A 22,735-nucleotide genomic window follows, 5' to 3' on the forward strand; every position below is an offset into this window, starting at 1 on the left:
AACTATAGCATAATTTATGTTTTTAAATGCTATAATTGTTTTCAAAATTTTAATACTGCTAAGGATAAACCTTGAAAAGATTAAGTAAAATAGAAGCTTTAGATTTATTAAAGAATGCAAGTTTAGTTGAACTTGGAGAAATGGCTTATGAGAAAAAAATAGAACTTCATCCCGAAAAAATTACAACCTTTGTGGTGGATAGAAATATAAATTATACCAATGTGTGTTGCATTGATTGTTCTTTTTGTGCGTTTTATCGTCATCACAAGGAAGATGATGCTTATATTTTAAGTTTTGAAGAAATTGGTAAAAAAATAGAAGAATTAGAGGCTATAGGTGGAACTCAAATTCTTTTTCAAGGTGGAGTGCATCCAAAACTTAAAATTGAATGGTATGAAGAACTTGTTTCTTGGATTAAAGAGCATTATCCAAATATTACTATCCATGGTTTTTCCGCGGTTGAAATTGCTTATATTGCCAAAGCATCTAAAATTTCCATAGCAGAAGTGTTGCAAAGATTGCAGCAAAAAGGTTTATTTTCTATACCTGGTGCAGGGGCTGAGGTTTTAAGCGATAGGGTGCGTGATATCATAGCGCCAAATAAATGTGATACTCAAACTTGGTTAGAAGTGCATCGTCAAGCTCATAAAATCGGTATGAAAAGCACCGCTACCATGATGTTTGGAACGGTTGAAAATGATGAGGAAATTATAGATCATTTAGAACATTTAAGAGCACTACAAGATGAAACGGGCGGATTTAGGGCTTTTATTTTGTGGAGTTTTCAAAGCGAAAATACTCTTTTGATTCAAAAACATCCTGAAATAATGAAACAAAGTTCTAATAAATATCTTAGACTCTTAGCACTTTCAAGGCTTTATTTAGATAATTTTAAAAATTTACAGAGTTCTTGGGTAACTCAAGGTTCTTTAATAGGACAGCTTGCTTTAAAATTTGGTGCCAATGATTTAGGTTCAACTATGATGGAAGAAAATGTAGTAAGTGCTGCGGGTGCAAGCTATAGAATGAATCAAGATGAAATGATAAGGCTCATACGAAGTTTAGGTGAAAATCCTGCAAAACGTAACACAGCTTATGAAATTTTGGAGAAATTTTAATGCAATATTTAGAAAGTAAAGGAGTAAAAATTCCTTTTATATTTGAAAAAAATCAAGATTTGCCTATCGTTGTTTTAAAGCTTGTTTTTCAGAATTGTGGGCGAAGTTATGATGAAATTGCCGGACTTGCAAAAATGTTTTCTCGTATTTTAAACGAAGGCGTTGATGATCAATTTTTTAAAGAATTAGAATTTAGAGCCATTAGTTTAGAAGCAAGTAGTGGTTTTGAGAGTTTAGAAATCAATCTTTCTTGCCTGAAAGAACATTTTAAATTTGCTATAAAACAACTTGAAAATTTATTATTAAAACCAAGAATAGAAGAAAAGATTTTAAGAAAATTAAAAATAAATGTTTTAGGAGAATTAGCTAGTAAAAATAGTGATTTTGATTATTTGGCAAAAAATTTACTTAATGCTGAAATTTTTGAGTATCCAGAATTTCAAAGTCCTAATGATGGAGATGAAAAAAGTATCGAAAATATCACTTTAGAATCACTACATCACTACCATAAAAAAAATATTCATTTAAATAATTTAGTATGTGTTATAGGCGGAGATATAGAAGAAAAGGAAGTGAAAGAATTTTTAAGTGGCTTATTTGAAAAACTTAACAAGGGAAAGGCTAATAAAAATAAAAAATATGAGCTTTGTAAAGAAAATAAAGATAAAATTTTAATCCGAAAAGAAAGTGAACAAGCTTATATTTATTTTGCCACTCCATTACGCTTAAATATTTGTGATAAAGATATTTATTTGGCTAAGATTGCTTTATTTGTTTTAGGTCAAGGTGGATTTGGTTCAAGAATTATGGAAGAAATCCGCGTCAAAAGAGGATTAGCTTACTCAGCCTATGCTATGCTAGATGTAAAATTATCTTTTTCTAGAATTTTTGGATATTTGCAAACTAAGAATGAAAGTGCTACGCAAGCAAAAAAAATTATCAAAGAACTCTTTAATGATTTTGTACAATATGGTATTAACGAAAATGAACTTCTTCAAGCTAAAAATTTTATTATAGGATCTTCTCCTTTACGTTACGAAAGTCTTTCTAAACGTTTAGCTATAGCCTTTAATGAGTATTATCAAGGGTTAGAGCAGGGGTATTATAAAAAAGAATTAAATTTGGTACAAAAAGTTAAACTTGAGGAAATCAATGCTTATATTAAACAGCATAAAGAGATATTAAATATGAGTTTTGCTAGTATCCAAAATGAAAATTAAAGAAAGCGATTTTGATCTTTTTAAAAAGTTAAAAATTAAAAGTGCTATTGATTTGGCACTCATTTTACCTAAAAAGATTGAGAATTTAAATTCAACTCCTATTCCAAAGAAAGATGAAATTTGTACGCAAAAAATTATAATAAAAAATGTAAATTATAACAAAAATCAACTTTTTGGTACGGGATTTTGTGAAGAATGGAATAAAAATATTTCTTTCGTTTTCTTTCATCCAAGGTCTTGGCATCATAAAATTTTAAAAACAGGAAAAGAAGTTATTTTTAGTGCCAAACTTACTCTTTTTAATAATTTTTGGCAATTCAATAATCCTAAAATTTTAAATTCTTTTGAAGGCTTTATTCCAAAATACCAAATTGCAGGCATAAGGGATTTAAAAATTCAAGAATTCATGGCAAAATATCTTACTTTTGGAAATTTAAAAGAAAGTGCAATAGACGATAAATACATCAATTTTCTTTTAAATTTACACGCTTATGATGAAAAAAGTTTTAAAATGTTTCAAAATTTGGAATTTTTTCTAAATGATTTAAAATATATCGAAATTTTTAATTTTCTAAGACGATTAGGGGCAAAAAAAACTAATTACAAATCTTATAAAATTGATGTTTTTGATATCAATGCTTGGCTTAATAACCTCCCTTTTGCACCCACCCAAGATCAAATTAAGGCTTTAAAGGATATAAAGCAAGATCTCAATTCAAGTGAAGCTAAAAGACGGGTTATTATGGGTGATGTTGGATGTGGAAAAACTTTAGTTTTATTAGGATCGGCTTTGATGGTTTATCCAAAACAAGCCATTTTAATGGCACCCACTAGCATACTTGCTAACCAGCTTTACGAAGAAGCTAAAAAACTTTTGCCCGATTTTGTCAATATTTTGTTTATTAAGGGAGGTAAAAAAGAAAAAGATTTAGCTCAAAAAATAGAAAAAGCAAACTTAATCATAGGAACACATGCCTTAATCCATTTGGAAAATCATAAAGCTGTATTGGTGATGATTGATGAACAGCATCGTTTCGGTTCAGCCCAAAGACAAAAAATATATACCTTAAATAAAAAAGATTTTGCCCCACACTTTATACAATTTTCAGCAACGCCTATTCCTAGAACTTTAAGCATGATACAATCTGAATTTTTAGAATTCAGTTTTATCAAACAAATGCCTTTTAAAAAAGACATTAGTACTTTTTGCATACAAAATGAAGATTTTTTAAAATTAAATGAAAAAATAAAAGAAGAAATCGCGCAAAATCATCAAATCATAATCATCTATCCTTTAGTCAATCCAAGCGACAAAATCCCTTATCTTTCTTTAGAACAAGCTAGCGAGTATTGGCAAAGCCATTATGAAAAAGTTTTTATAACCCACGGAAAAGATAAACAAAAAGATGAAATTTTAGAACGTTTTCGGGATGAAGGCAATATCTTATTAAGTACTACAGTGGTTGAGGTTGGAATTTCTTTGCCAAGGTTAAGCACTATTGTGATAGTTGGAGCGGAACGTTTAGGGCTTGCTACCTTACATCAACTTCGAGGACGTGTTGGAAGGGTAGGGCTTAAAAGCACTTGCTATCTTTATACAAAGCTTAAAGAAATTCCTGCACGTTTAAAAGAATTTGCAAACACCTTAGATGGCTTTAAGATCGCCGAACTTGATCTTAAAAATCGCTTGAGCGGGGATTTGCTTGATGGTTTTTTTCAGCATGGAAATGAATTTAAATTTTTTGATTTTTCTAAAGATGAAGAAATTTTAAAACAAGCAAAAGAGGATTTAAAAAAGTTAAAAATTTAATATTATGCAATTTAATTTGATAATAGTATAAATTAATGAGGTGTTTTATGTTGATAAAGCATATTTTGAAAATGCGAAGCTATCATTTTTGCACGTTGCAAAATCACATTTTTCATTTCTTCATTGTAAATTTTATCCAAACTTTCTTCAAAAAGCTTAAGCCAAATTTCAAAAAATTCTTGAGGAAAAGGAGGTAGATCGAGGTGTTTTTTTAAAGGTTGCCCGTTATAATCACCTTCGCCCAAAAGCATACCTGCCCAAAAATTTCCTATTTTTGCTTTGTGCTCTTTCCATTGTTCATTGCTTGTTCCAATAGCTTCATTAAAAATAGGTCCTAAATTTTCATCTTTTCTTATTTTTTCGTAAAATATTTCCATTAAAATCGCTATATTTTCTTGATTAATCGTATCAAATTGCATACAAATTCTCCTAAATAAATATTGAGAATATTAGTAAAAAAAGAATAATAAAACACAAATTAAGATTTTCTGTTTAAAACAAAATGATAATTATTGAAGATAAGATTGTTAAAATTGAAATTGTATCCGTAAAATTAGCTTAGAATTATAGCATTAGCAAGGATTATCCTTGCTAATGCTTTATAGATTTTGTAAGACTTCAGCTAAAAATTCTTGAGCTTTATTGTTTAAGGCTTGATTTTGTTCTTTTGTGAGATTTGGATCCCCTTTAAGATTGTTTTTTAAAGCTAGAATGTCTTTGTTGATTTCGATTTCAATTTCTTCTTTGGTGTCGGATTTAAACCTTTCTTGTTGTATTTTTTTAGTCGCACCCAAAAGATTGGTTCTAATACCTTCATTATAGGCTTCAACTAAGGATGCTGTTAAGGAAGCACATTTAATTTTAAATAGCTCTTCTTCACTGATTTTACCATCTAAGCAATCTTGAAAAGCTTTATCTTCCACATCTTTATAGCTTGAAATTTCTTTCTCTGATTTTTTATTTGCAGAATTAATCTGCGAATAAAAAGTATTCTGTGTTGTAGAATTTACTTGCATTGTAATCTCCTTATTGAATTTGAATCGAGCAATGCTTATTTGTAAGATTGCAATAGCTCACTTAAATAATCAATTGCTAGGTTTTTCCTAGCTTGAAAATGTGCCTCGCTTTCAGCTTGTCCCATATAGTATCCTTTTTGGATAGCATAAGGCTCTTTAATAATGGAAATTTGCTCTTCTAGCATTTGTGCTTTTAAAGAATTTGAGGCATTTTCAAAATTTTCTTGTCTTTTTCTTGTGTCCCAATAACTTACATTTGCATTACACTCCCTAGCATTAGCTACCACCATAGAAGCTGTTAAAAAAGTATTAACTGCTAATTTTTGCTCCTTGGTATAATTCTTAGCTTCCATATCTGCATCAATTTGATTTCTGAAATCCTCATAATCACTTATATTTTTCTTATCCGCAAAATTAATTTTATATGGATAAGAGTAAGTATTGTTTGTAATTTTCATATAATTTACCCAATCTGAATACTTGTATTTATTGAATTACTAGGTTTAGAAATATCCCAAATATCAAGCCAATCATCTATAATGTTATCGCCTGTCAAATCTACACCTTCTGAACTTAGTTGCACTACATCATTTCCTGCAAACTTAGCCCTATCATAACTACCACCGCCATAGCCTGTTACTCCTGAGTTTTAGCATCTATAGCAAAAACTAAAGAGCAACTTAAAATACCTAAGAAGATTAATTTTTTAACCATCTTTACTCCTTTGATTGAAATTTTTAGAGTTTAAAACTCTAAAAATTAACAAGCAATTTTTGTTCCAAAATATGAAATTTTTTAGCGGATCAAATTTTTGAGCAGGATTTATGAAATTCTTTTATAAAATTAAAAATATTTTTAAAAACTTCTTGATTTTTAAGCAGATATATCTATTAGATTATCACTCTTATAAAGATCATTTTTAATTTTGGCATTTAGGATTTGATTTATATCTTTATTTGCTTCAACTTTTTTATCTTTATCATCTTGGGCTTTTAAAGATAGATTTATAGTCTGCCTATTAACTTCACTTTTGCCAAAATTTGTAGTGTCTATAACACCACAAGGTGTTACAAGTATCATCTGTATCGACTCCTTACTGCAAGTTTATAATAAAATTGTTAGTATCAATGTTTATTACATTGTGTTATAAGCCCTTGTATGCTGATAAACTAAAATGCAACCAATGATAATAGGTTTTGAGATATAGCAATTCTTTTAAAAGCTTACTATTTGAATAGGCAATGATTACCAAACTTAAATCATAATTCTTTATTTTTATAAACAAGATTATAAAACTTATAAAATGAATAAACTTATTTAACAATTAAAGCTAGAAACAAAATACTTGTTCTTAAAAATTTGACTATTTTTGGATTTTTATCATTTTAGATTTTGGATTAAAGTAGAATTAATTTTTAATAATTCAGAGTTTATTAAGATAAAAAAGGTAAAGTTATGATTTTCAAAGTTAATGAGATTTTTATAATAAATTTTTAGGATAAAAATGGATTTAAATTTTATAATTAATCATTTAAGTGTATTTGCAATAGCTGGTTGGCTTACTTTGAAATTAAGTTTTTTTGGTATAGTTTTTTCTATAATTATAGGATTGTTTTGTATTTTAATGAGTTATTTTAGGGTTAAATTTATAGAGCAAATTTGCAAAATTTATATAGAATTATCCCGAAATACTCCTTTATTGATACAGCTTTTTTTTCTTTATTATGCTTTGCCTAAATTTGGTATCCATCTAGAAAAGATTCCTCCTTTAAATTTGATTTGTTTAAGCGTTGATGAAACTTTGCGTCCAGCTTTTGCTTGTGCGATCGTTGGTCTTAGTTTTTTGGGTGGATCTTATATGGCTGAGAGTTTTAGATCGGGATTTGAGGCTATTAGAAAACAGCAATTTGAAGCGGGGCTTTCTTTAGGTTTTACAAAATTGGGAAATTTTCGCTATGTTATTTTACCTCAAGTGTTAGCCGTTTCGATATCAAGTATTAGTGCAAATATTATTTTTCTTATTAAAGAAACTTCAGTAGTAAGCATTATAGCTTTACCGGATTTGGTTACGGCAATGAAAGATCTAAATTCTCTAACTTACAAAACAGATGAGCTTTTATTTCTTTTATTTATAGGATATTTGTGTATTATTTTGCCTATTTCATTGATTTTGTTTTTTATAGAAAAAAGGCTTTCAAATGCTTAGTTTGCTAAATTTGGACACATTAAGTCGTCTTTGGCAAGGTTTATTTGTGACGCTTGAAATTTCCATAGTCAGTATCGCAATTACCTCTTTTTTTGGGCTTTTTTTGGGTATTTTGATGAGTTTTAAAAATCGTTATATTTATATTTTATGTCGTTTTATGTTAGAATTTGTAAGAGTTATGCCACTTTTAGTTTGGCTTTTTATAGTGTATTTTGGTTTTTCAAGGTGGCTTGGGGTTAATTTAAGCAGCACAGCTTCAGCTATTATTGTATTTAGTATTTGGGGAAGTTTTGAGATGATGGATTTGGTTCGATCTTCTTTAGAAAGTATTCCAAAACATCAATACGAGAGTGCTAAAAGTTTAGGTTTAAATAAAATTCAAGCGTATTTTTATATCATTATTCCACAAGCCTTTCGTCGTCTTACTCCTGTGAGTATGAATTTGCTTACTCGAATGATTAAAAGTACAACTTTTGCGTATTTGATTGGTAGTGTGGAGCTTGTAAAAGTGGGTCAGCAAATTATTGAGTTTAATAATAAAAATGATTTAGCGCCTTTTATTATCTATGGTCTTATCTTTTTTATCTTTTTTATGATTTGCTATCCTATTACTTTATATTCTAAAAAATTAGAAAAAAAATGGAGCTAAAATGAGCATTTTGAAGGTTGAAAAATTACAAAAATATTATGGAACTCATCATGTGTTAAAAAATATCAATTTAGAGGTAAAACAAAAGGAGGTTGTGGTAATCTTAGGTCCGAGTGGCTGTGGAAAATCAACTTTTTTAAGATGTATTAATGGATTAGAAGAAATTGCAGACGGAACGATACAAATTGGTCAGGATAAAATCGATAAAAATTTTAAAGATTGGACAAGGGTGCGTCAAAAAGTAGGCATGGTGTTTCAATCTTATGAATTATTTGAACATTTAAGTGTTAAAGATAATATACTTTTAGGCCCTTTAAAGGTGCAAAAAAGATCCAAAGAAGAAGTTTTAGAAGAGGCTAAAATATGGCTTGAAAAGGTAGGATTGCTCCATAAAATAGATGCTTTTCCTAGGGAATTAAGTGGGGGGCAAAAGCAAAGAATCGCCATTGTAAGAAGTCTTTGTATGAATCCAGAGCTTATGCTTTTTGATGAAGTAACAGCGGCACTTGATCCTGAAATCGTTCGCGAAGTTTTAGACGTTATTTTAAATTTGGCAAAAGATGGAATGACTATGCTAATCGTTACACATGAAATGGGTTTTGCTAAAGCTGTTGCTGATAAAATAGTTTTTATGGATAATGGCGAAGTAGTTGAAGAAAATAATCCACATGATTTTTTTGAAAATCCTAAAAGTGAAAGAGCAAAAAAATTTTTAAATTTATTTGATTATCATAAATAGTAAGATCTTGAATTTATATATAACATAAATTAGATTTTTAAAAAAAATCTAATTTATGATTTTATGATAAAAAGCGGTTTTATTCTTGACAAAATATTTTTTTTAAGATATAATCCTTATTTTTAAAATTTTCTATAAAATATAAGAATTATGCTGGTTTAGCTCAGTTGGTAGAGCAGCTGCCTTGTAAGCAGCAGGTCGGGGGTTCAAGTCCCTTAACCAGCTCCATTTTAACAGTGTTTGACCAGAATATTATAAATTGATTTTAGTAATATTTTATGATTAGGTGAGTTACTCAAGTGGCCAACGAGGGCAGACTGTAAATCTGCTGGCTTTCGCCTTCCGTGGTTCGAATCCACGACTCACCACCATGCTTGCGGGAGTAGCTCAGTTGGCTAGAGCATCAGCCTTCCAAGCTGAGGGTCGCGGGTTCGAGTCCCGTTTCCCGCTCCAAAATTAAACTGGGAGCTGTATTTTCTGAAATAACTTACAGTATATTCCCTAAAAATTGTTTTCAGTTGTCTGTATTTGGGTAGTTTTTCTGAGCGCTCGTATGGCTCAGAGGTAGAGCACTCCCTTGGTAAGGGAGAGGTCGCGGGTTCAATTCCCGCTATGAGCTCCATAATTTATTGAAAAGATTATAAATATAGACTTGGTTTGCTTACATTAATATTTTATATTGGAGGAAAAAAATGGCTAAAGAAAAATTTTCACGTAATAAGCCACACGTAAATATCGGTACTATTGGTCACGTTGATCATGGTAAAACTACTTTGACAGCTGCTATTTCTGCTGTTCTTTCAAGAAGAGGTTTGGCAGAGCTTAAAGATTATGACAATATCGATAATGCTCCTGAAGAAAAAGAACGTGGTATAACTATTGCTACTTCTCATATTGAATATGAAACAGAAAATCGCCACTATGCACACGTTGATTGTCCAGGTCACGCCGACTATGTTAAAAATATGATTACAGGTGCTGCACAAATGGACGGTGCAATTCTTGTTGTTTCTGCAGCAGATGGTCCAATGCCTCAAACTAGAGAACATATTCTTTTATCTCGTCAAGTTGGTGTTCCATATATTGTTGTTTTTATGAATAAAGCAGATATGGTTGATGATGCTGAACTTTTAGAGTTAGTTGAAATGGAAATTAGAGAATTATTAAGCTCTTATGATTTCCCAGGAGATGATACTCCAATTATTTCTGGTTCTGCATTAAAAGCTCTTGAAGAAGCTAAAGCTGGACAAGATGGTGAATGGTCTAAAAAAGTTTTAGATCTTATGGCTGCAGTTGATAGTTACATTCCAACTCCAACTCGTGATACAGAAAAAGATTTCTTAATGCCAATTGAAGACGTTTTCTCAATTTCTGGACGTGGTACAGTTGTTACAGGAAGAATCGAGAAAGGTGTAGTTAAAGTAGGTGATACAATTGAAATCGTTGGTATTAAAGATACACAAACAACTACTGTAACTGGTGTTGAAATGTTTAGAAAAGAAATGGATCAGGGTGAAGCAGGAGATAATGTAGGTGTTCTCTTACGTGGTACCAAAAAAGAAGAAGTTATTCGTGGTATGGTTCTTGCTAAACCAAAATCAATTACTCCTCATACTGATTTTGAAGCTGAAGTTTATATTTTAAATAAAGATGAAGGTGGTAGACATACTCCATTCTTTAATAATTATAGACCACAGTTTTATGTTAGAACAACCGATGTTACAGGATCAATTAAATTAGCTGATGGTGTTGAAATGGTTATGCCAGGTGAAAATGTGAGAATTACAGTAAGTTTGATTGCACCGGTAGCGCTTGAAGAAGGAACTCGTTTTGCTATTCGTGAGGGTGGTAAAACTGTTGGTTCTGGAGTTGTTTCTAAAATTATTAAGTAAAATCAAAAAAGTCAAGTTTGATACTTGACTTTTAATTTAAAGGAAAACAATGAGAGTTAAAATAGGTTTAAAGTGTGAAGAATGCGGTGATATTAATTATAGTACTTACAAAAATAGTAAAAATACCACTGAAAAATTAGAGTTAAAGAAATATTGCCCAAGATTAAAAAAGCATACGCTTCATAAAGAAGTTAAATTAAAAAGCTAATTAATAAGCTTTAGGGCAATAGCTCCAACGGTAGAGCGCCGGATTCCAAATCCGCAGGTTGGGGGTTCGAGTCCCTCTTGCCCTGCCATAATTGAGGTTTAAGTAAATGGAAAAATTGATAACTTATTTTAAATTATCAAAGGCTGAATTAAGGAAAGTAATTTTTCCTTTAAAAGAACAAGTTCGGAATGCTTATATCACAGTTTTTATAGTGGTTGCAGTGGTTTCTTTATTTTTGGCATTAGTGGATTGGATTATGTCTTCTATTGTTTCTATAGTAATATAGGAGTGGATTAAATTAATGAATACTTATAAATGGTATGCGATTCAAACTTATGCTGGAAGTGAAATGGCTGTAAAAAGAGCTATTGAAAATTTGGTGAAAGATAATGGAATTGAAGAACAGCTTAAGGAAATAGTTGTTCCAACCGAAGATGTTATTGAATTTAAAAACGGAAAAGAGAAGATTACTGAAAGAAGCTTATATTCTGGATATGTTTTCGCACTTTTAGATTTAAATACAGAGCTTTGGCACAAAATTCAATCTCTTCCAAAAGTGGGACGTTTTATTGGAGAGTCGAAAAAACCAACCCCTTTAACAGAGAAGGATATTAATTTAATTTTAGAAAAAGTTCGTAATCGTGCAGCTCCTAAACCAAAAATTTCTTTTGAAGAGGGAGAAAATGTAAGGATTACAGAAGGTCCATTTGCAAATTTTACTGCTATAGTGGAAGAGTATGATATGGTGAGAGGTCTATTAAAATTGAATGTTTCTATTTTTGGACGCTCTACTCCAGTGGAGATTTTATATTCTCAAGTTGAGAAAATAATTTAAATTTTTATTAAGGAGAAATTTGTTATGGCTAAGAAAGTTGTAGGCGAGATTAAATTACAGATTGCTGCTACAAAAGCAAATCCATCGCCTCCTGTTGGTCCTGCTTTAGGACAGCAAGGTGTTAATATTATGGAATTTTGTAAAGCTTTTAATGAAAGAACAAAAGATATGGCAGGTTTTAATATCCCTGTTGTTATCACAGTTTATGCTGATAAAAGTTTTACTTTTATTACAAAACAACCACCAGCTACTGATTTAATCAAAAAAGCTGCGGGAATTTCGAAAGGCACTGATAATCCACTTAAAAACAAAGTAGGTAAATTAACTCGTGCTCAAGTTTTAGAAATTGTAGATAAAAAAATTGCGGATTTAAACACCAAAGACAGAGATCAGGCAGCAAAAATAATTGCTGGTTCAGCTCGTTCTATGGGTGTTGAAATTGTTGATTAACCCCTTGTAACCGCTCAAGGTAAAAAAGCGGTAGCACTTTAAAAATGCGGAGAAAATAAAATGGCTAAAATAACAAAGAGATTAAAAGAATTATTACAAAAAATTGATTCAACTAAAGAGTATAATACAAAAGAAGCAATTGGTGTAGTTAAGAATTTAAAGTCAGCAAAATTTGATGAAACTGTTGAAATTGCTTTAAAACTTAATGTTGATCCAAGACATGCCGATCAAATGGTAAGAGGATCTGTAGTTCTTCCTGCTGGTACAGGAAAGAAAGTCCGAGTTGCTGTGATTGCAAAGGATGCCAAAGCAGATGAGGCTAAAAATGCTGGAGCGGATATTGTTGGAAGCGATGATTTGGTAGAGGAAATTCAAAAAGGAAATATGAATTTTGATGTATTGATTGCAACTCCAAATTTAATGGGTCTAGTAGGTAAAGTAGGCCGAATTTTAGGTCCTAAAGGTTTGATGCCAAACCCAAAAACCGGAACAGTTACCATGGATGTTGCACAAGCTGTAAATAATGCTAAAAGCGGTCAAGTTAATTTCCGTGTAGATAAACAAGGGAACATCCACGCAGGTCTTGGAAAAGTAAGTTTTTCTAATGAACAATTATGGGATAATATATCGACCTTTATTAAGGCTATCAATAAACATAAACCGGCTGCTGCAAAAGGTAGATATATTAAAAGTGCCGCTTTATCTTTAACTATGAGCCCTTCGGTAAAACTTGAAGTACAGGAATTGTTAGATATGAAATAAAGAGTTGCTTTTGCTAACTCTTTATTTTTTTTAAATAAACATTTGAAAAAATTGAGGTTTTTTGAAATGTTTATTTTAGATTGAAGATAGTTGAGGCTGTAGGCTTAATTGGATATTTCCGCTCCACTTGAAATCTCAATCGGAAAGGAGAAAATGTGACTAGAAGCGAAAAAGTTGAAGTGATTGCTAAGCTCGAAGAAAGTTTTAAAGTTAGTGAAGCTATTGTAGTTTGTGATTACAAAGGTTTATCAACTAAAAAACTAGAAGAGCTTAGAAATAACGCAAGAGAAAATAATGTCAAAGTTCAAATCATTAAAAATACTTTGGCTAACATTGCTCTTAATAATTCCGGCAAAACAGGTCTAGTTCTTAAAGATACTAATATTTATCTTTGGGGAGAGGATCAACTTAGCGTTTCAAAAGTAGTTGCCAAATTTGAAGAAAACAATGATCAATTTCAGATTAAAACTGCTTTTATTGATGGTGAAGTTGCAGACGTTGCTAAGGTTAAAGCCTTGGCCAAAATGCCTTCGCGTAATGAGTTGCTTGCTATGCTTTTGCAAGTTTGGAAAGCGCCAATCACCAATTTTACTATTGGATTAAATGCGCTAAAAAATAAAAAAGAAACTGAATAAAAAGGATAAAAAATGGCAATTTCAAAAGAAGATGTATTAGAATATATTTCAAATTTAAGTGTTCTTGAGCTTTCTGAGCTTGTAAAAGAATTTGAAGAAAAATTTGGTGTATCTGCTGCTCCAGTAATGGTAGCTGGAGGTGCGGTAGCAGGTGGCGGTGCTTCAGCTGCTGAAGAGAAAACAGAGTTTGATATCGTTTTAACTGATGGCGGTGCTAAAAAGATTGAAGTGATTAAAATCGTTCGTGCTTTAACAGGTCTTGGGCTTAAAGAAGCAAAAGATGCAGTAGAGCAAACTCCTTCAACTTTAAAAGAAGGTGTAGCTAAAGCTGAAGCCGAAGAAGCTAAGAAGCAGCTTGAAGAAGCAGGTGCTAAAGTAGAGCTTAAATAAATATAGATTTTTTATGTTTTAGTTTAAGAAGATTTGTTTTGCAAATCTTCTTTTTTATTTTTTACCTATATTTTTAGGTCTTCTTTTTTAAATTTACAAAAATTTACCATGAGGTATATGCAAAATGTTAGATAATAAATTAAGAAATCGTTTAAGAGCAGATTTCTCCAATATTTCAAAACAAATAGAAATTCCAAATCTTCTACAATTACAAAAAGCTAGTTTTGATTATTTTTTAAATTTTAATAATGGCGAAAGTGGTATAGAAAAAGTTTTTAAATCAATTTTTCCTATACACGATCCACAAAATAGATTGAGTCTTGAATATGTTAGTAGTGAGATTGGAAAACCAAAATACACTATTCGCGAATGCATGGAAAGAGGTTTAACTTATTCTGTAAATTTAAAAATGAAAATCCGTCTTACCTTGCATGAAAAAGATGAGAAAACAGGTGAAAAAGTTGGCATTAAAGATATAAAAGAGCAAGAAATTTATATTCGTGAAATTCCGTTAATGACTGATCGCGTTTCTTTCATCATTAATGGAGTGGAAAGAGTAGTTGTTAATCAACTTCATAGAAGTCCAGGCGTTATTTTTAAAGAGGAAGAGAGTTCAACGGTCGCTAATAAACTTGTTTATACTGCACAAATTATTCCCGATCGTGGCTCTTGGCTTTATTTTGAGTATGATGCAAAAGATGTTCTTTATGTAAGAATCAATAAAAGGAGAAAAGTACCTATTACTATGCTTTTTAGAGCTTTGGGGTATAAAAAGCAAGATATTATAAAATTGTTTTATCCTATTCAGACAATCCATGTTAAAAAAGATAAATTTTTAACTGAATTTAATCCAAATGATTTTATAGATAGAATAGAATATGATATCAAGGATGAAAAAGGTAAAGTTATTCATCAAGCAGGAAAAAGATTAACTAAGAAAAAAATTGAACAATTAATTAAAGATGGTTTAAAATGGATAGAGTATCCAGTAGAAGTCTTACTTAATCGCTATTTAGCAAATCCTATTTTTGATAAAAAAAGCGGAGAAATGCTTTTTGACTCTTTAACTCTTATTGATGAAAGCAAACTTGCAAAGATTAAAGAGCAAAAGAGTTTTGAAATTGCAAATGATTTAGCAAATGGTGTTGATGCTGCCATAATTAATTCTTTTATACAAGATAATGAAACTTTAAAATTATTAAAACAAACTGAGAATCTTGAAGATGAAAATGATTTGGCTGCAATAAGAATTTATAAGGTGATGAGACCAGGTGAACCTGTAGTTAAAGATGCGGCGAAAACTTTTGTTAATGATTTATTTTTTAATCCTGAAAGATATGATTTAACCAAAGTTGGTCGTATGAAGATGAATCATAAATTAGGTCTTGATGTCCCTGAATATTTAACTGTTTTAACTAATGAAGATATTATAAAAACCGCAAAATATTTAATTAAAGTCAAAAATGGTAAAGGACATATTGATGACAGAGATCATTTAGGGAATCGCCGTATTAGATCTATAGGTGAACTTTTAGCCAATGAGCTTCATTTAGGATTGGCAAAAATGCAAAAAGCAATCAGAGATAAATTTACTTCCTTAAATGCTGACATTGACAAAGTTATGCCTTATGATTTGATTAATCCAAAAATGATCACTACTACTATTATAGAATTCTTTACAGGTGGTCAGCTTTCACAATTTATGGATCAAACAAATCCATTAAGCGAAATCACTCATAAGCGTCGTTTATCTGCACTCGGAGAAGGTGGTCTTGTTAAAGAGAGAGCAGGTTTTGAAGTTCGTGACGTTCATGCGACTCATTATGGTAGAATTTGCCCAGTAGAAACTCCAGAGGGTCAAAATATCGGTCTAATTAATACTCTTTCAACCTATGCAAAAGTCAATGAACTTGGCTTTGTTGAAGCTCCTTATAAAAAAGTTGTAAATGGAAAAGTTACCGATGAGATTGTTTATTTAACAGCTACACAAGAAGAAGGTTTATTTATTGCACCTGCATCAACCAAAATAGATGCTAAGGGTAATATTGTAGAGGAATTTGTTGAAGCAAGACAAGATGGAGAAACCATACTTGCAAAAAAAGAAGAAGTCCAATTAATTGATCTTTGTTCAGGTATGGTTGTTGGGGTTGCAGCTTCTTTAATACCTTTTTTAGAACATGACGATGCTAATAGGGCTTTGATGGGATCTAATATGCAACGTCAAGCAGTTCCACTTCTTACTTCTTCAGCTCCTATTGTTGGAACAGGAATGGAAAATATTATTGCACGTGATGCTTGGGAAGCAGTGAAAGCTAAACGTGGCGGTGTAGTTGAAAAAGTAGACAATAAAAGTATTTTTATTTTAGGAGAAGATGAAAAAGGTCCTTTTATTGATCATTATATTATGGAAAAAAACTTACGCACCAATCAAAATACCAATTATATACAACATCCTATAGTTAAAAAGGGAGAAGTGGTCAAAGCAGGGCAAATTATCGCCGATGGTCCTTCTATGGATCAAGGAGAATTGGCTATTGGAAAAAATGCATTGATTGCTTTTATGCCTTGGAATGGTTATAATTATGAGGATGCGATTGTTGTTAGTGAAAGAATCATTCGTGAAGATACATTTACAAGTGTGCATATTTATGAAAAAGAGATAGAAGCTAGAGAATTAAAAGATGGAATAGAAGAAATCACCAAAGATATTCCAAACATCAAAGAAGAAGATGTAGCACATTTAGATGAAAGTGGTATTGCAAAAATAGGAACTCATATTAAGCCAGGTATGATTTTAGTCGGCAAGGTGTCTCCAAAAGGTGAAGTTAAGCCAACACCAGAAGAAAGACTTTTAAGAGCGATTTTTGGAGAAAAAGCTGGTCATGTTGTAAATAAATCTTTATACGCTACTGCTTCACTTGAAGGTGTAGTGGTTGATGTAAAAATATTTACTAAAAAAGGTTATGAGAAAGATGAAAGGGCTTTAAAATCATATGATAAAGAAAAAATGTCCTTAGAAAAAGAACATCACGACAGACTTTTGATGATGGATAGAGAAGAAATGCTTAGAGTTTGTGCTTTATTATCCAAATCAACTCTTGCAAGTAGTCAAAAAATTGGGGATAAAAATTACAAGAAAGGTGAGAAAGCAGACTTAAGTGATTTAGAAAAAATCAATCGTTTTACGCTTACTACTATTATTAAAGCTTATTCTAAAGAAGTGCAAAAAAAATATGAAGATTTAAAAAATCATTTCCAAAATGAAAAGAAAAAACTTAAAGCCGAACACGATGAAAAACTTGAAATTCTAGAAAAAGATGATATTTTGCCAAGTGGGGTAGTCAAACTTGTAAAAGTTTATATTGCTACAAAAAGAAAGCTAAAGGTTGGCGATAAAATGGCAGGACGTCATGGAAATAAAGGTATCGTTTCTACTATAATTCCAGAAGTAGATATGCCTTATCTTTCAAACGGAAAAAGTGTAGATATTGCACTCAATCCTTTAGGGGTTCCAAGCCGTATGAATATCGGACAAATTTTAGAAAGCCATTTGGGACTTGTTGGGTTAAGACTTGGAGAGCAAATCCAAGAGATTTTTGATAGAAAGCAAAAAGACTTTATTAAGGAACTAAGATCCAAAATGCTTGAAATTTGTTCCATTCCAAGACTTGCAAATGAAAAAGATTTTATTAAAAAATTGAGTGACGAAGAGCTTTTAAATTATGCGAGAGATTGGAGTAAAGGGGTTAAATTTGCTACTCCTGTTTTTGAGGGTGTCAATATAGAAGAATTTAAAAAATTATTTGAACTAGCAAAAATTGATATGGATGGAAAAACCGAGCTTTACGATGGAAGAACAGGTGAAAAAATAGCAGAGCGTGTCCATGTAGGATGCATGTATATGTTAAAACTTCACCATTTAGTCGATGAAAAAGTACACGCTAGAAGTACAGGTCCGTATAGTCTTGTTACTCAACAACCAGTTGGAGGTAAAGCACTTTTTGGAGGACAAAGATTTGGAGAAATGGAGGTTTGGGCACTTGAAGCTTATGGAGCAGCCCATACTTTAAAAGAGATGCTGACTATTAAATCAGATGATGTTGAGGGTAGATTTAATGCTTATAAAGCAATTACTAAGGGTGAAAATGTTCCAGCAACGGGAATTCCTGAAACATTTTTTGTTTTAACCAATGAGCTTAAATCACTTGCTTTAGATGTTGAGATTTTTGATAAGGATGAGGACAATGAGTAAATTTAAAGTGATAGAAGTAAAAGAAGATGCTAGACCTAGAGATTTTGAAGCTTTTCAATTAAGACTTGCCAGTCCTGAAAAAATCAAATCTTGGTCTTATGGAGAAGTGAAAAAGCCAGAAACAATCAATTATAGAACTTTAAAACCCGAAAGAGATGGGCTTTTTTGTGCTAAAATTTTTGGACCTATTCGTGATTATGAATGCCTTTGTGGTAAATATAAGAAAATGCGTTTTAAAGGCGTTAAATGCGAGAAATGCGGGGTTGAAGTAGCAAATTCTAAAGTGCGTCGTTCAAGAATGGGGCATATTGAACTTGTAACTCCAGTAGCACACATTTGGTATGTAAATTCTTTACCAAGCCGTATAGGAACGCTTTTGGGTGTGAAGATGAAAGATCTTGAACGTGTGCTTTATTATGAGGCTTATATTGTTGAAAATCCTGGTGATGCATATTATGATAATGAAAATACTAAAAAAGTGGAACATTGTGATGTTTTAAATGAAGAGCAATATCAAAATTTAATGCAACGCTATGAAAATAGTGGCTTTAAAGCAAGAATGGGCGGAGAGGTTGTTCGTGATTTGCTTGCGAATTTAGATCTCGTAGCTCTTTTAAATCAGCTTAAAGAAGAAATAGTCGCTACAAATTCAGAGGCGAAGAAAAAAACTATCATTAAACGCTTGAAGGTTGTGGAGAATTTTTTAAATTCAAATTCTAATACCGATATTAATAGTGAAGACGCGGTACCTAATCGTCCAGAATGGATGATGATTACCAATTTACCGGTATTACCTCCCGATTTGCGTCCTTTGGTTGCCTTAGATGGCGGAAAATTTGCGGTTTCTGATGTAAATGATTTATATCGTCGTGTTATCAATAGAAATACGCGTCTTAAAAAACTTATGGAGCTTGATGCACCAGAGATTATTATTAGAAATGAAAAAAGAATGCTTCAAGAAGCCGTAGATGCTTTATTTGATAATGGTCGTCGTGCTAATGCTGTTAAGGGTGCAAATAAGCGTCCTTTGAAATCTTTGAGTGAAATTATCAAGGGTAAGCAAGGTCGTTTTAGACAAAATTTGCTTGGAAAAAGAGTTGATTTTTCAGGCCGTAGCGTTATTGTTGTAGGTCCGAAACTTAGAATGGATCAATGTGGTTTGCCTAAAAAAATGGCTTTAGAGCTTTTTAAACCACATTTATTAGCTAAGCTTGAAGAAAAAGGTTATGCAACAACAGTTAAACAAGCTAAGAAAATGATAGAAAATAAAACTAATGAAGTTTGGGAATGCTTAGAAGAGGTTGTTAAGGGACATCCTGTTATGCTAAACCGTGCTCCAACTTTACATAAGCTTTCTATCCAAGCTTTTCATCCTGTTTTGGTTGAAGGAAAGGCAATACAATTACATCCTTTGGTATGTGCTGCTTTTAATGCGGATTTTGACGGAGATCAAATGGCAGTACATGTACCGCTTTCGCAAGAAGCAATAGCAGAATGTAAAGTACTTATGCTTTCATCTATGAATATTCTTTTACCAGCGAGTGGAAAATCTGTAACCGTTCCTTCGCAAGATATGGTTTTGGGAATTTATTATCTTTCTTTGGAAAAACCAAATGTGAAAGGTTCTCATAAGATTTGTACGGGTATTGATGAAGTGATGATGGCGCTTGAAAGTAAATGTTTAGATATTCATGCAAGCATACAAACTATGGTAGATGGTAGAAAAATCACTACAACCGCTGGAAGATTAATTATTAAATCAATTTTACCTGATTTCGTTCCAGAATGTAATTGGAATAAAGTTCTAAAGAAAAAAGATATAGCTGCACTTGTTGATTATGTTTATAAGCATGGAGGGCTAGAAATTACTGCAAGCTTTTTAGATAGACTTAAAAATTTAGGTTTTGAGTATGCTACAAAAGCAGGTATTTCTATTTCTATAGCAGATATTATTGTTCCAGATGATAAGCAAAAAGCTATCGATGAAGCAAAAAAACAAGTTAGAGAAATTCAAAATTCTTATAATCTTGGTTTGATAACTTCTGGAGAAAGATATAATAAGATTATCGATATTTGGAAAAGTGCAAATAATACTCTCTCAAAAGAGATGATGAAACTTGTCGAAAAAGATAAAGAAGGCTTTAATTCTATCTATATGATGGCGGATTCTGGAGCTAGAGGTAGTGCGGCTCAAATTTCTCAGCTTGCCGCAATGAGAGGACTGATGACTAAACCAGATGGTTCTATTATAGAAACTCCTATTATTTCAAATTTCCGTGAAGGTTTAAATGTCCTTGAGTATTTTATTTCAACACATGGAGCTAGAAAGGGTCTTGCAGATACTGCACTTAAAACAGCAAATGCTGGTTATTTAACAAGAAAGCTTATTGATGTGGCACAAAATGTAAAAATTACTATAGAAGATTGTGGCACACATGAGGGCATAGAAATTAATGAAATTACCGCGGATAGTTCTATAATTGAAACTTTAGAAGAAAGAGTTTTAGGAAGAGTTTTAGCTGAAGATGTGATTGATCCGATTACAAATTCAGTTCTTTTTGCTGAAGGCACTTTAATAGATGAGGAAAAAGCAAAAGTTTTTGGAGAAAACGGTATTAAGAGTGTAAATATTCGCACTCCTATTACTTGTAAAGCTAAAAAAGGAATTTGTGCTAAATGTTACGGCGTCAATCTTGGTGAAGGAAAGCTTGTAAAACCAGGTGAAGCAGTAGGGATTATTTCAGCACAATCAATTGGTGAACCTGGAACTCAGCTTACCCTTAGAACTTTCCATAGTGGTGGAACTGCGAGTACGGATTTGCAAGATAGACAGGTTAGTGCTCAAAAAGAGGGCTTTATAAGATTTTATAATTTAAAAACTTATAAAAATAAAGAAGGAAAAATAATAGTTGCAAATCGTAGAAATGCGGCTATTTTATTGGTAGAGCCAAAAATTAAAGCCCCATTTAAGGGTGTAATTAGCATAGAAAATATCCATGAAGATGTAATAGTTTCCTTAAAAGATAAAAAACAAGAAATTAAATATACGCTTAGAAAATACGATCTTGCAAAAGCAAATGAATTAGCAGGAGTTAGTGGAAGTATAGATGGAAAACTCTATCTTCCGTATCAAAATGGTACTGAAATCAATGAAAATGAAAGTATTGTTGAAATAATTAAAGAAGGTTGGAATATTCCTAATCGTATTCCATTTGCGAGTGAAATTTTAGTTAAAGATGGAGATCCTGTTATTCAAAACATAAAAGCAGGTGAAAAAGGAACTTTAAAATTCTATATTCTCAAAGGAGATGGTCTTGATAGGATTAAAAATGTTAAAAAAGGCGATATAGTTAAAGAAAAAGGTTTCTTTGTTGTTGTAGTGGATGAAAATGGAAGAGAGGCAAAAAGGCACTATATCCCGAGAGAATCAAAAATTGAATTTAATGATAATGCAATTATCGAAGATCCTAATACTATAATAGCAAGTGCTTCAAAACGAGAGAATAAGATTATTGCGGAATGGGATGCATACAATAATACCATTATCGCAGAAATTGACGGTGTGATAAGCTTTGAGGATATAGAAGCTGGTTATAGTGCTGATGAACAAGTAGATGAGGCAACAGGAAAACGTTCTTTGGTTGTTAATGAATATTTACCGAGTGGTGTGAGACCAACTTTGGTAATTGCAGGAAAAGGTAATAAAGTAGCACGTTATCAATTAGAACCAAAAACGGTTATTTTTGTTCATGATGGCGATAAAGTTGCACAAGCAGATGTTTTAGCTAAAACTCCAAAAGCTGCAGCAAAATCAAAGGATATCACCGGAGGTCTTCCAAGAGTTTCTGAATTATTTGAAGCAAGAAAACCTAAAAATGCTGCTATAATTGCAGAAATTGATGGTGTGATTCGTTTTGATAAACCATTGCGTTCAAAAGAAAGAATTATTATACAGGCTGAAGATGGAACAAGTGCTGAATATTTAATTGACAAATCAAAGCATATTCAAGTAAGAGATGGAGAATTTATTCATGCTGGAGAAAAATTAACCGATGGAGTGGTTTCAAGTCATGATATACTTAAAATTTTAGGCGAAAAAGCACTTCATTATTATTTAATTTCCGAAATTCAGCAAGTTTATAGAGGCCAAGGGGTTGTGATTTCAGATAAACACATTGAAGTTATAGTTTCACAAATGTTAAGACAAGTAAAAGTTATAGATAGTGGACATACTAAATTTATAGAAGGCGATTTAATTTCAAAACGTAAATTCAGAGAAGAAAATGAAAGAATTATAAAAATGGGTGGAGAGCCTGCTATTGCTGAATCTGTACTTTTAGGGGTTACAAGGGCCGCGATTGGAAGTGATAGTGTGATTTCTGCAGCCTCTTTCCAAGAAACAACTAAGGTTTTAACTGAAGCTAGTATAGCTGGAAAATTTGATTATCTTGAAGATCTAAAGGAAAATGTCATTTTGGGCAGAATGATTCCTGTAGGAACAGGTCTTTATAGTGAGCAAAAATTTAAACTAAAAGAGAATAATTAAATAGCCA

Annotated in this window: 20 protein-coding genes and 5 tRNA genes; 21 read left to right on the forward strand and 4 right to left on the reverse strand. The window is 31.7% G+C overall.

What is annotated here, in order from left to right; genetic code table 11:
• Nucleotides 1–71: 71 nt before the first annotated feature.
• The 3 genes from CQA76_RS05765 to recG are packed head-to-tail and all read left to right on the forward strand — an operon-like array spanning nucleotide 72 to nucleotide 4,148.
• Complete coding sequence (locus CQA76_RS05765; RefSeq protein ID WP_137622485.1) at nucleotides 72–1,118, forward strand: dehypoxanthine futalosine cyclase; 1,047 nt, start codon at nucleotides 72–74, stop codon at nucleotides 1,116–1,118.
• Entirely contained in the window at nucleotides 1,118–2,338 is a 1,221-nt protein-coding gene (locus CQA76_RS05770; protein WP_137622486.1) for a M16 family metallopeptidase, read from the forward strand. Before CQA76_RS05765 ends, CQA76_RS05770 begins: the two co-directional genes overlap by 1 nt.
• The gene (recG, locus tag CQA76_RS05775) at nucleotides 2,328–4,148 is read left to right on the forward strand and encodes an ATP-dependent DNA helicase RecG (protein WP_137622487.1); all 1,821 of its coding nucleotides are present in this window, start codon (nucleotides 2,328–2,330) and stop codon (nucleotides 4,146–4,148) included. The genes CQA76_RS05770 and recG overlap by 11 nt, the downstream gene beginning before the upstream one ends.
• A 32-nt stretch (nucleotides 4,149–4,180) precedes the next feature.
• Here recG and ctb read toward each other — a convergent pair whose 3' ends face one another.
• The 4 genes from ctb to CQA76_RS05800 form a co-directional block, all read right to left on the reverse strand.
• Entirely contained in the window at nucleotides 4,181–4,567 is a 387-nt protein-coding gene (gene ctb / locus CQA76_RS05780) for a truncated hemoglobin Ctb (RefSeq protein ID WP_137622488.1), read from the reverse strand.
• A 180-nt stretch (nucleotides 4,568–4,747) separates the two neighbouring features.
• Complete coding sequence (locus CQA76_RS05785; protein ID WP_137622489.1) at nucleotides 4,748–5,164, reverse strand: hypothetical protein; 417 nt, start codon at nucleotides 5,162–5,164, stop codon at nucleotides 4,748–4,750.
• A 35-nt stretch (nucleotides 5,165–5,199) separates the two neighbouring features.
• On the reverse strand, nucleotides 5,200–5,622 hold the full coding sequence (locus CQA76_RS05790; RefSeq protein WP_137622490.1) for a hypothetical protein: 423 nt from the start codon (nucleotides 5,620–5,622) through the stop codon (nucleotides 5,200–5,202).
• 415 nt (nucleotides 5,623–6,037) lie between these two features.
• The gene (locus CQA76_RS05800) at nucleotides 6,038–6,244 is read right to left on the reverse strand and encodes a hypothetical protein (protein WP_137622491.1); all 207 of its coding nucleotides are present in this window, start codon (nucleotides 6,242–6,244) and stop codon (nucleotides 6,038–6,040) included.
• Nucleotides 6,245–6,668: 424 nt separating this feature from the next.
• On the opposite strand from CQA76_RS05800, the gene CQA76_RS05805 reads away from it, so the two are divergent.
• The 18 genes from CQA76_RS05805 to rpoC all read left to right on the forward strand — a co-directional run bounded on the left by CQA76_RS05805 (nucleotide 6,669) and on the right by rpoC (nucleotide 22,728).
• The gene (locus tag CQA76_RS05805) at nucleotides 6,669–7,370 is read left to right on the forward strand and encodes an amino acid ABC transporter permease (RefSeq protein ID WP_137622492.1); all 702 of its coding nucleotides are present in this window, start codon (nucleotides 6,669–6,671) and stop codon (nucleotides 7,368–7,370) included.
• Nucleotides 7,363–8,019: an amino acid ABC transporter permease gene (locus CQA76_RS05810; protein ID WP_137622493.1), complete on the forward strand. Its 657-nt coding sequence runs from the start codon at nucleotides 7,363–7,365 to the stop codon at nucleotides 8,017–8,019. Before CQA76_RS05805 ends, CQA76_RS05810 begins: the two co-directional genes overlap by 8 nt.
• Before the next feature lies 1 nt (nucleotide 8,020).
• Complete coding sequence (locus CQA76_RS05815) at nucleotides 8,021–8,758, forward strand: amino acid ABC transporter ATP-binding protein (RefSeq protein ID WP_137622494.1); 738 nt, start codon at nucleotides 8,021–8,023, stop codon at nucleotides 8,756–8,758.
• A 152-nt stretch (nucleotides 8,759–8,910) separates the two neighbouring features.
• A tRNA-Thr gene (locus CQA76_RS05820) sits at nucleotides 8,911–8,986 on the forward strand.
• 57 nt (nucleotides 8,987–9,043) lie between these two features.
• Nucleotides 9,044–9,129 (forward strand) — tRNA-Tyr (locus CQA76_RS05825).
• 5 nt (nucleotides 9,130–9,134) lie between these two features.
• A tRNA-Gly gene (locus tag CQA76_RS05830) sits at nucleotides 9,135–9,211 on the forward strand.
• A gap of 94 nt (nucleotides 9,212–9,305) precedes the next feature.
• Nucleotides 9,306–9,380: transfer RNA gene (locus CQA76_RS05835), tRNA-Thr, on the forward strand.
• A gap of 70 nt (nucleotides 9,381–9,450) precedes the next feature.
• Nucleotides 9,451–10,650, forward strand: a complete 1,200-nt coding sequence (gene tuf / locus CQA76_RS05840; protein ID WP_137622495.1) for an elongation factor Tu — start codon at nucleotides 9,451–9,453, stop codon at nucleotides 10,648–10,650.
• A 49-nt stretch (nucleotides 10,651–10,699) separates the two neighbouring features.
• Nucleotides 10,700–10,858, forward strand: coding sequence for a 50S ribosomal protein L33 (rpmG, locus tag CQA76_RS05845; RefSeq protein WP_027306288.1), 159 nt, complete (start codon nucleotides 10,700–10,702; stop codon nucleotides 10,856–10,858).
• A gap of 12 nt (nucleotides 10,859–10,870) precedes the next feature.
• Nucleotides 10,871–10,946: transfer RNA gene (locus tag CQA76_RS05850), tRNA-Trp, on the forward strand.
• Nucleotides 10,947–10,964: 18 nt separating this feature from the next.
• Nucleotides 10,965–11,144 (forward strand): preprotein translocase subunit SecE, encoded by a 180-nt coding sequence (secE, locus tag CQA76_RS05855; RefSeq protein WP_137622496.1) that lies wholly within the window; start codon nucleotides 10,965–10,967, stop codon nucleotides 11,142–11,144.
• Nucleotides 11,145–11,159: 15 nt separating this feature from the next.
• On the forward strand, nucleotides 11,160–11,693 hold the full coding sequence (gene nusG / locus CQA76_RS05860) for a transcription termination/antitermination protein NusG (RefSeq protein ID WP_137622497.1): 534 nt from the start codon (nucleotides 11,160–11,162) through the stop codon (nucleotides 11,691–11,693).
• A gap of 24 nt (nucleotides 11,694–11,717) precedes the next feature.
• A complete protein-coding gene (rplK, locus tag CQA76_RS05865) occupies nucleotides 11,718–12,143 on the forward strand; it encodes a 50S ribosomal protein L11 (RefSeq protein ID WP_002779452.1) in 426 nt (141 codons plus the stop codon).
• A gap of 60 nt (nucleotides 12,144–12,203) precedes the next feature.
• Entirely contained in the window at nucleotides 12,204–12,905 is a 702-nt protein-coding gene (gene rplA, locus CQA76_RS05870) for a 50S ribosomal protein L1 (protein WP_137622498.1), read from the forward strand.
• A gap of 155 nt (nucleotides 12,906–13,060) precedes the next feature.
• Entirely contained in the window at nucleotides 13,061–13,540 is a 480-nt protein-coding gene (gene rplJ, locus CQA76_RS05875; RefSeq protein ID WP_137622499.1) for a 50S ribosomal protein L10, read from the forward strand.
• Between the two features lie 12 nt (nucleotides 13,541–13,552).
• Nucleotides 13,553–13,930, forward strand: a complete 378-nt coding sequence (rplL, locus tag CQA76_RS05880; RefSeq protein WP_137622500.1) for a 50S ribosomal protein L7/L12 — start codon at nucleotides 13,553–13,555, stop codon at nucleotides 13,928–13,930.
• A 124-nt stretch (nucleotides 13,931–14,054) separates the two neighbouring features.
• Complete coding sequence (gene rpoB, locus CQA76_RS05885; protein WP_456298268.1) at nucleotides 14,055–18,182, forward strand: DNA-directed RNA polymerase subunit beta; 4,128 nt, start codon at nucleotides 14,055–14,057, stop codon at nucleotides 18,180–18,182.
• A complete protein-coding gene (gene rpoC, locus CQA76_RS05890; protein ID WP_137622502.1) occupies nucleotides 18,175–22,728 on the forward strand; it encodes a DNA-directed RNA polymerase subunit beta' in 4,554 nt (1,517 codons plus the stop codon). Before rpoB ends, rpoC begins: the two co-directional genes overlap by 8 nt.
• Nucleotides 22,729–22,735 lie beyond the last annotated feature (7 nt).

Source organism: Campylobacter aviculae (assembly GCF_005406215.1).
GTDB classification, from domain to species: Bacteria; Campylobacterota; Campylobacteria; order Campylobacterales; family Campylobacteraceae; genus Campylobacter_D; species Campylobacter_D aviculae.

Bases quoted from the DNA above. Each gene is read 5' to 3' on its own strand.
- CQA76_RS05785 (WP_137622489.1), bottom strand. From the start codon at position 5,164: ATGCAAGTAAATTCTACAACACAGAATACTTTTTATTCGCAGATTAAT.
- rplL (WP_137622500.1), top strand. From the start codon at position 13,553: ATGGCAATTTCAAAAGAAGATGTATTAGAATATATTTCAAATTTAAGT.
- CQA76_RS05815 (WP_137622494.1), top strand. From the start codon at position 8,021: ATGAGCATTTTGAAGGTTGAAAAATTACAAAAATATTATGGAACTCAT.
- rpoB (WP_456298268.1), top strand. From the start codon at position 14,055: ATGTTAGATAATAAATTAAGAAATCGTTTAAGAGCAGATTTCTCCAAT.
- recG (WP_137622487.1), top strand. From the start codon at position 2,328: ATGAAAATTAAAGAAAGCGATTTTGATCTTTTTAAAAAGTTAAAAATT.
- CQA76_RS05805 (WP_137622492.1), top strand. From the start codon at position 6,669: ATGGATTTAAATTTTATAATTAATCATTTAAGTGTATTTGCAATAGCT.
- ctb (WP_137622488.1), bottom strand. From the start codon at position 4,567: ATGCAATTTGATACGATTAATCAAGAAAATATAGCGATTTTAATGGAA.
- tuf (WP_137622495.1), top strand. From the start codon at position 9,451: ATGGCTAAAGAAAAATTTTCACGTAATAAGCCACACGTAAATATCGGT.
- CQA76_RS05790 (WP_137622490.1), bottom strand. From the start codon at position 5,622: ATGAAAATTACAAACAATACTTACTCTTATCCATATAAAATTAATTTT.
- nusG (WP_137622497.1), top strand. From the start codon at position 11,160: ATGAATACTTATAAATGGTATGCGATTCAAACTTATGCTGGAAGTGAA.
- CQA76_RS05800 (WP_137622491.1), bottom strand. From the start codon at position 6,244: ATGATACTTGTAACACCTTGTGGTGTTATAGACACTACAAATTTTGGC.
- rplA (WP_137622498.1), top strand. From the start codon at position 12,204: ATGGCTAAAATAACAAAGAGATTAAAAGAATTATTACAAAAAATTGAT.
- rpoC (WP_137622502.1), top strand. From the start codon at position 18,175: ATGAGTAAATTTAAAGTGATAGAAGTAAAAGAAGATGCTAGACCTAGA.
- CQA76_RS05770 (WP_137622486.1), top strand. From the start codon at position 1,118: ATGCAATATTTAGAAAGTAAAGGAGTAAAAATTCCTTTTATATTTGAA.
- rplK (WP_002779452.1), top strand. From the start codon at position 11,718: ATGGCTAAGAAAGTTGTAGGCGAGATTAAATTACAGATTGCTGCTACA.
- rpmG (WP_027306288.1), top strand. From the start codon at position 10,700: ATGAGAGTTAAAATAGGTTTAAAGTGTGAAGAATGCGGTGATATTAAT.
- CQA76_RS05810 (WP_137622493.1), top strand. From the start codon at position 7,363: ATGCTTAGTTTGCTAAATTTGGACACATTAAGTCGTCTTTGGCAAGGT.
- secE (WP_137622496.1), top strand. From the start codon at position 10,965: ATGGAAAAATTGATAACTTATTTTAAATTATCAAAGGCTGAATTAAGG.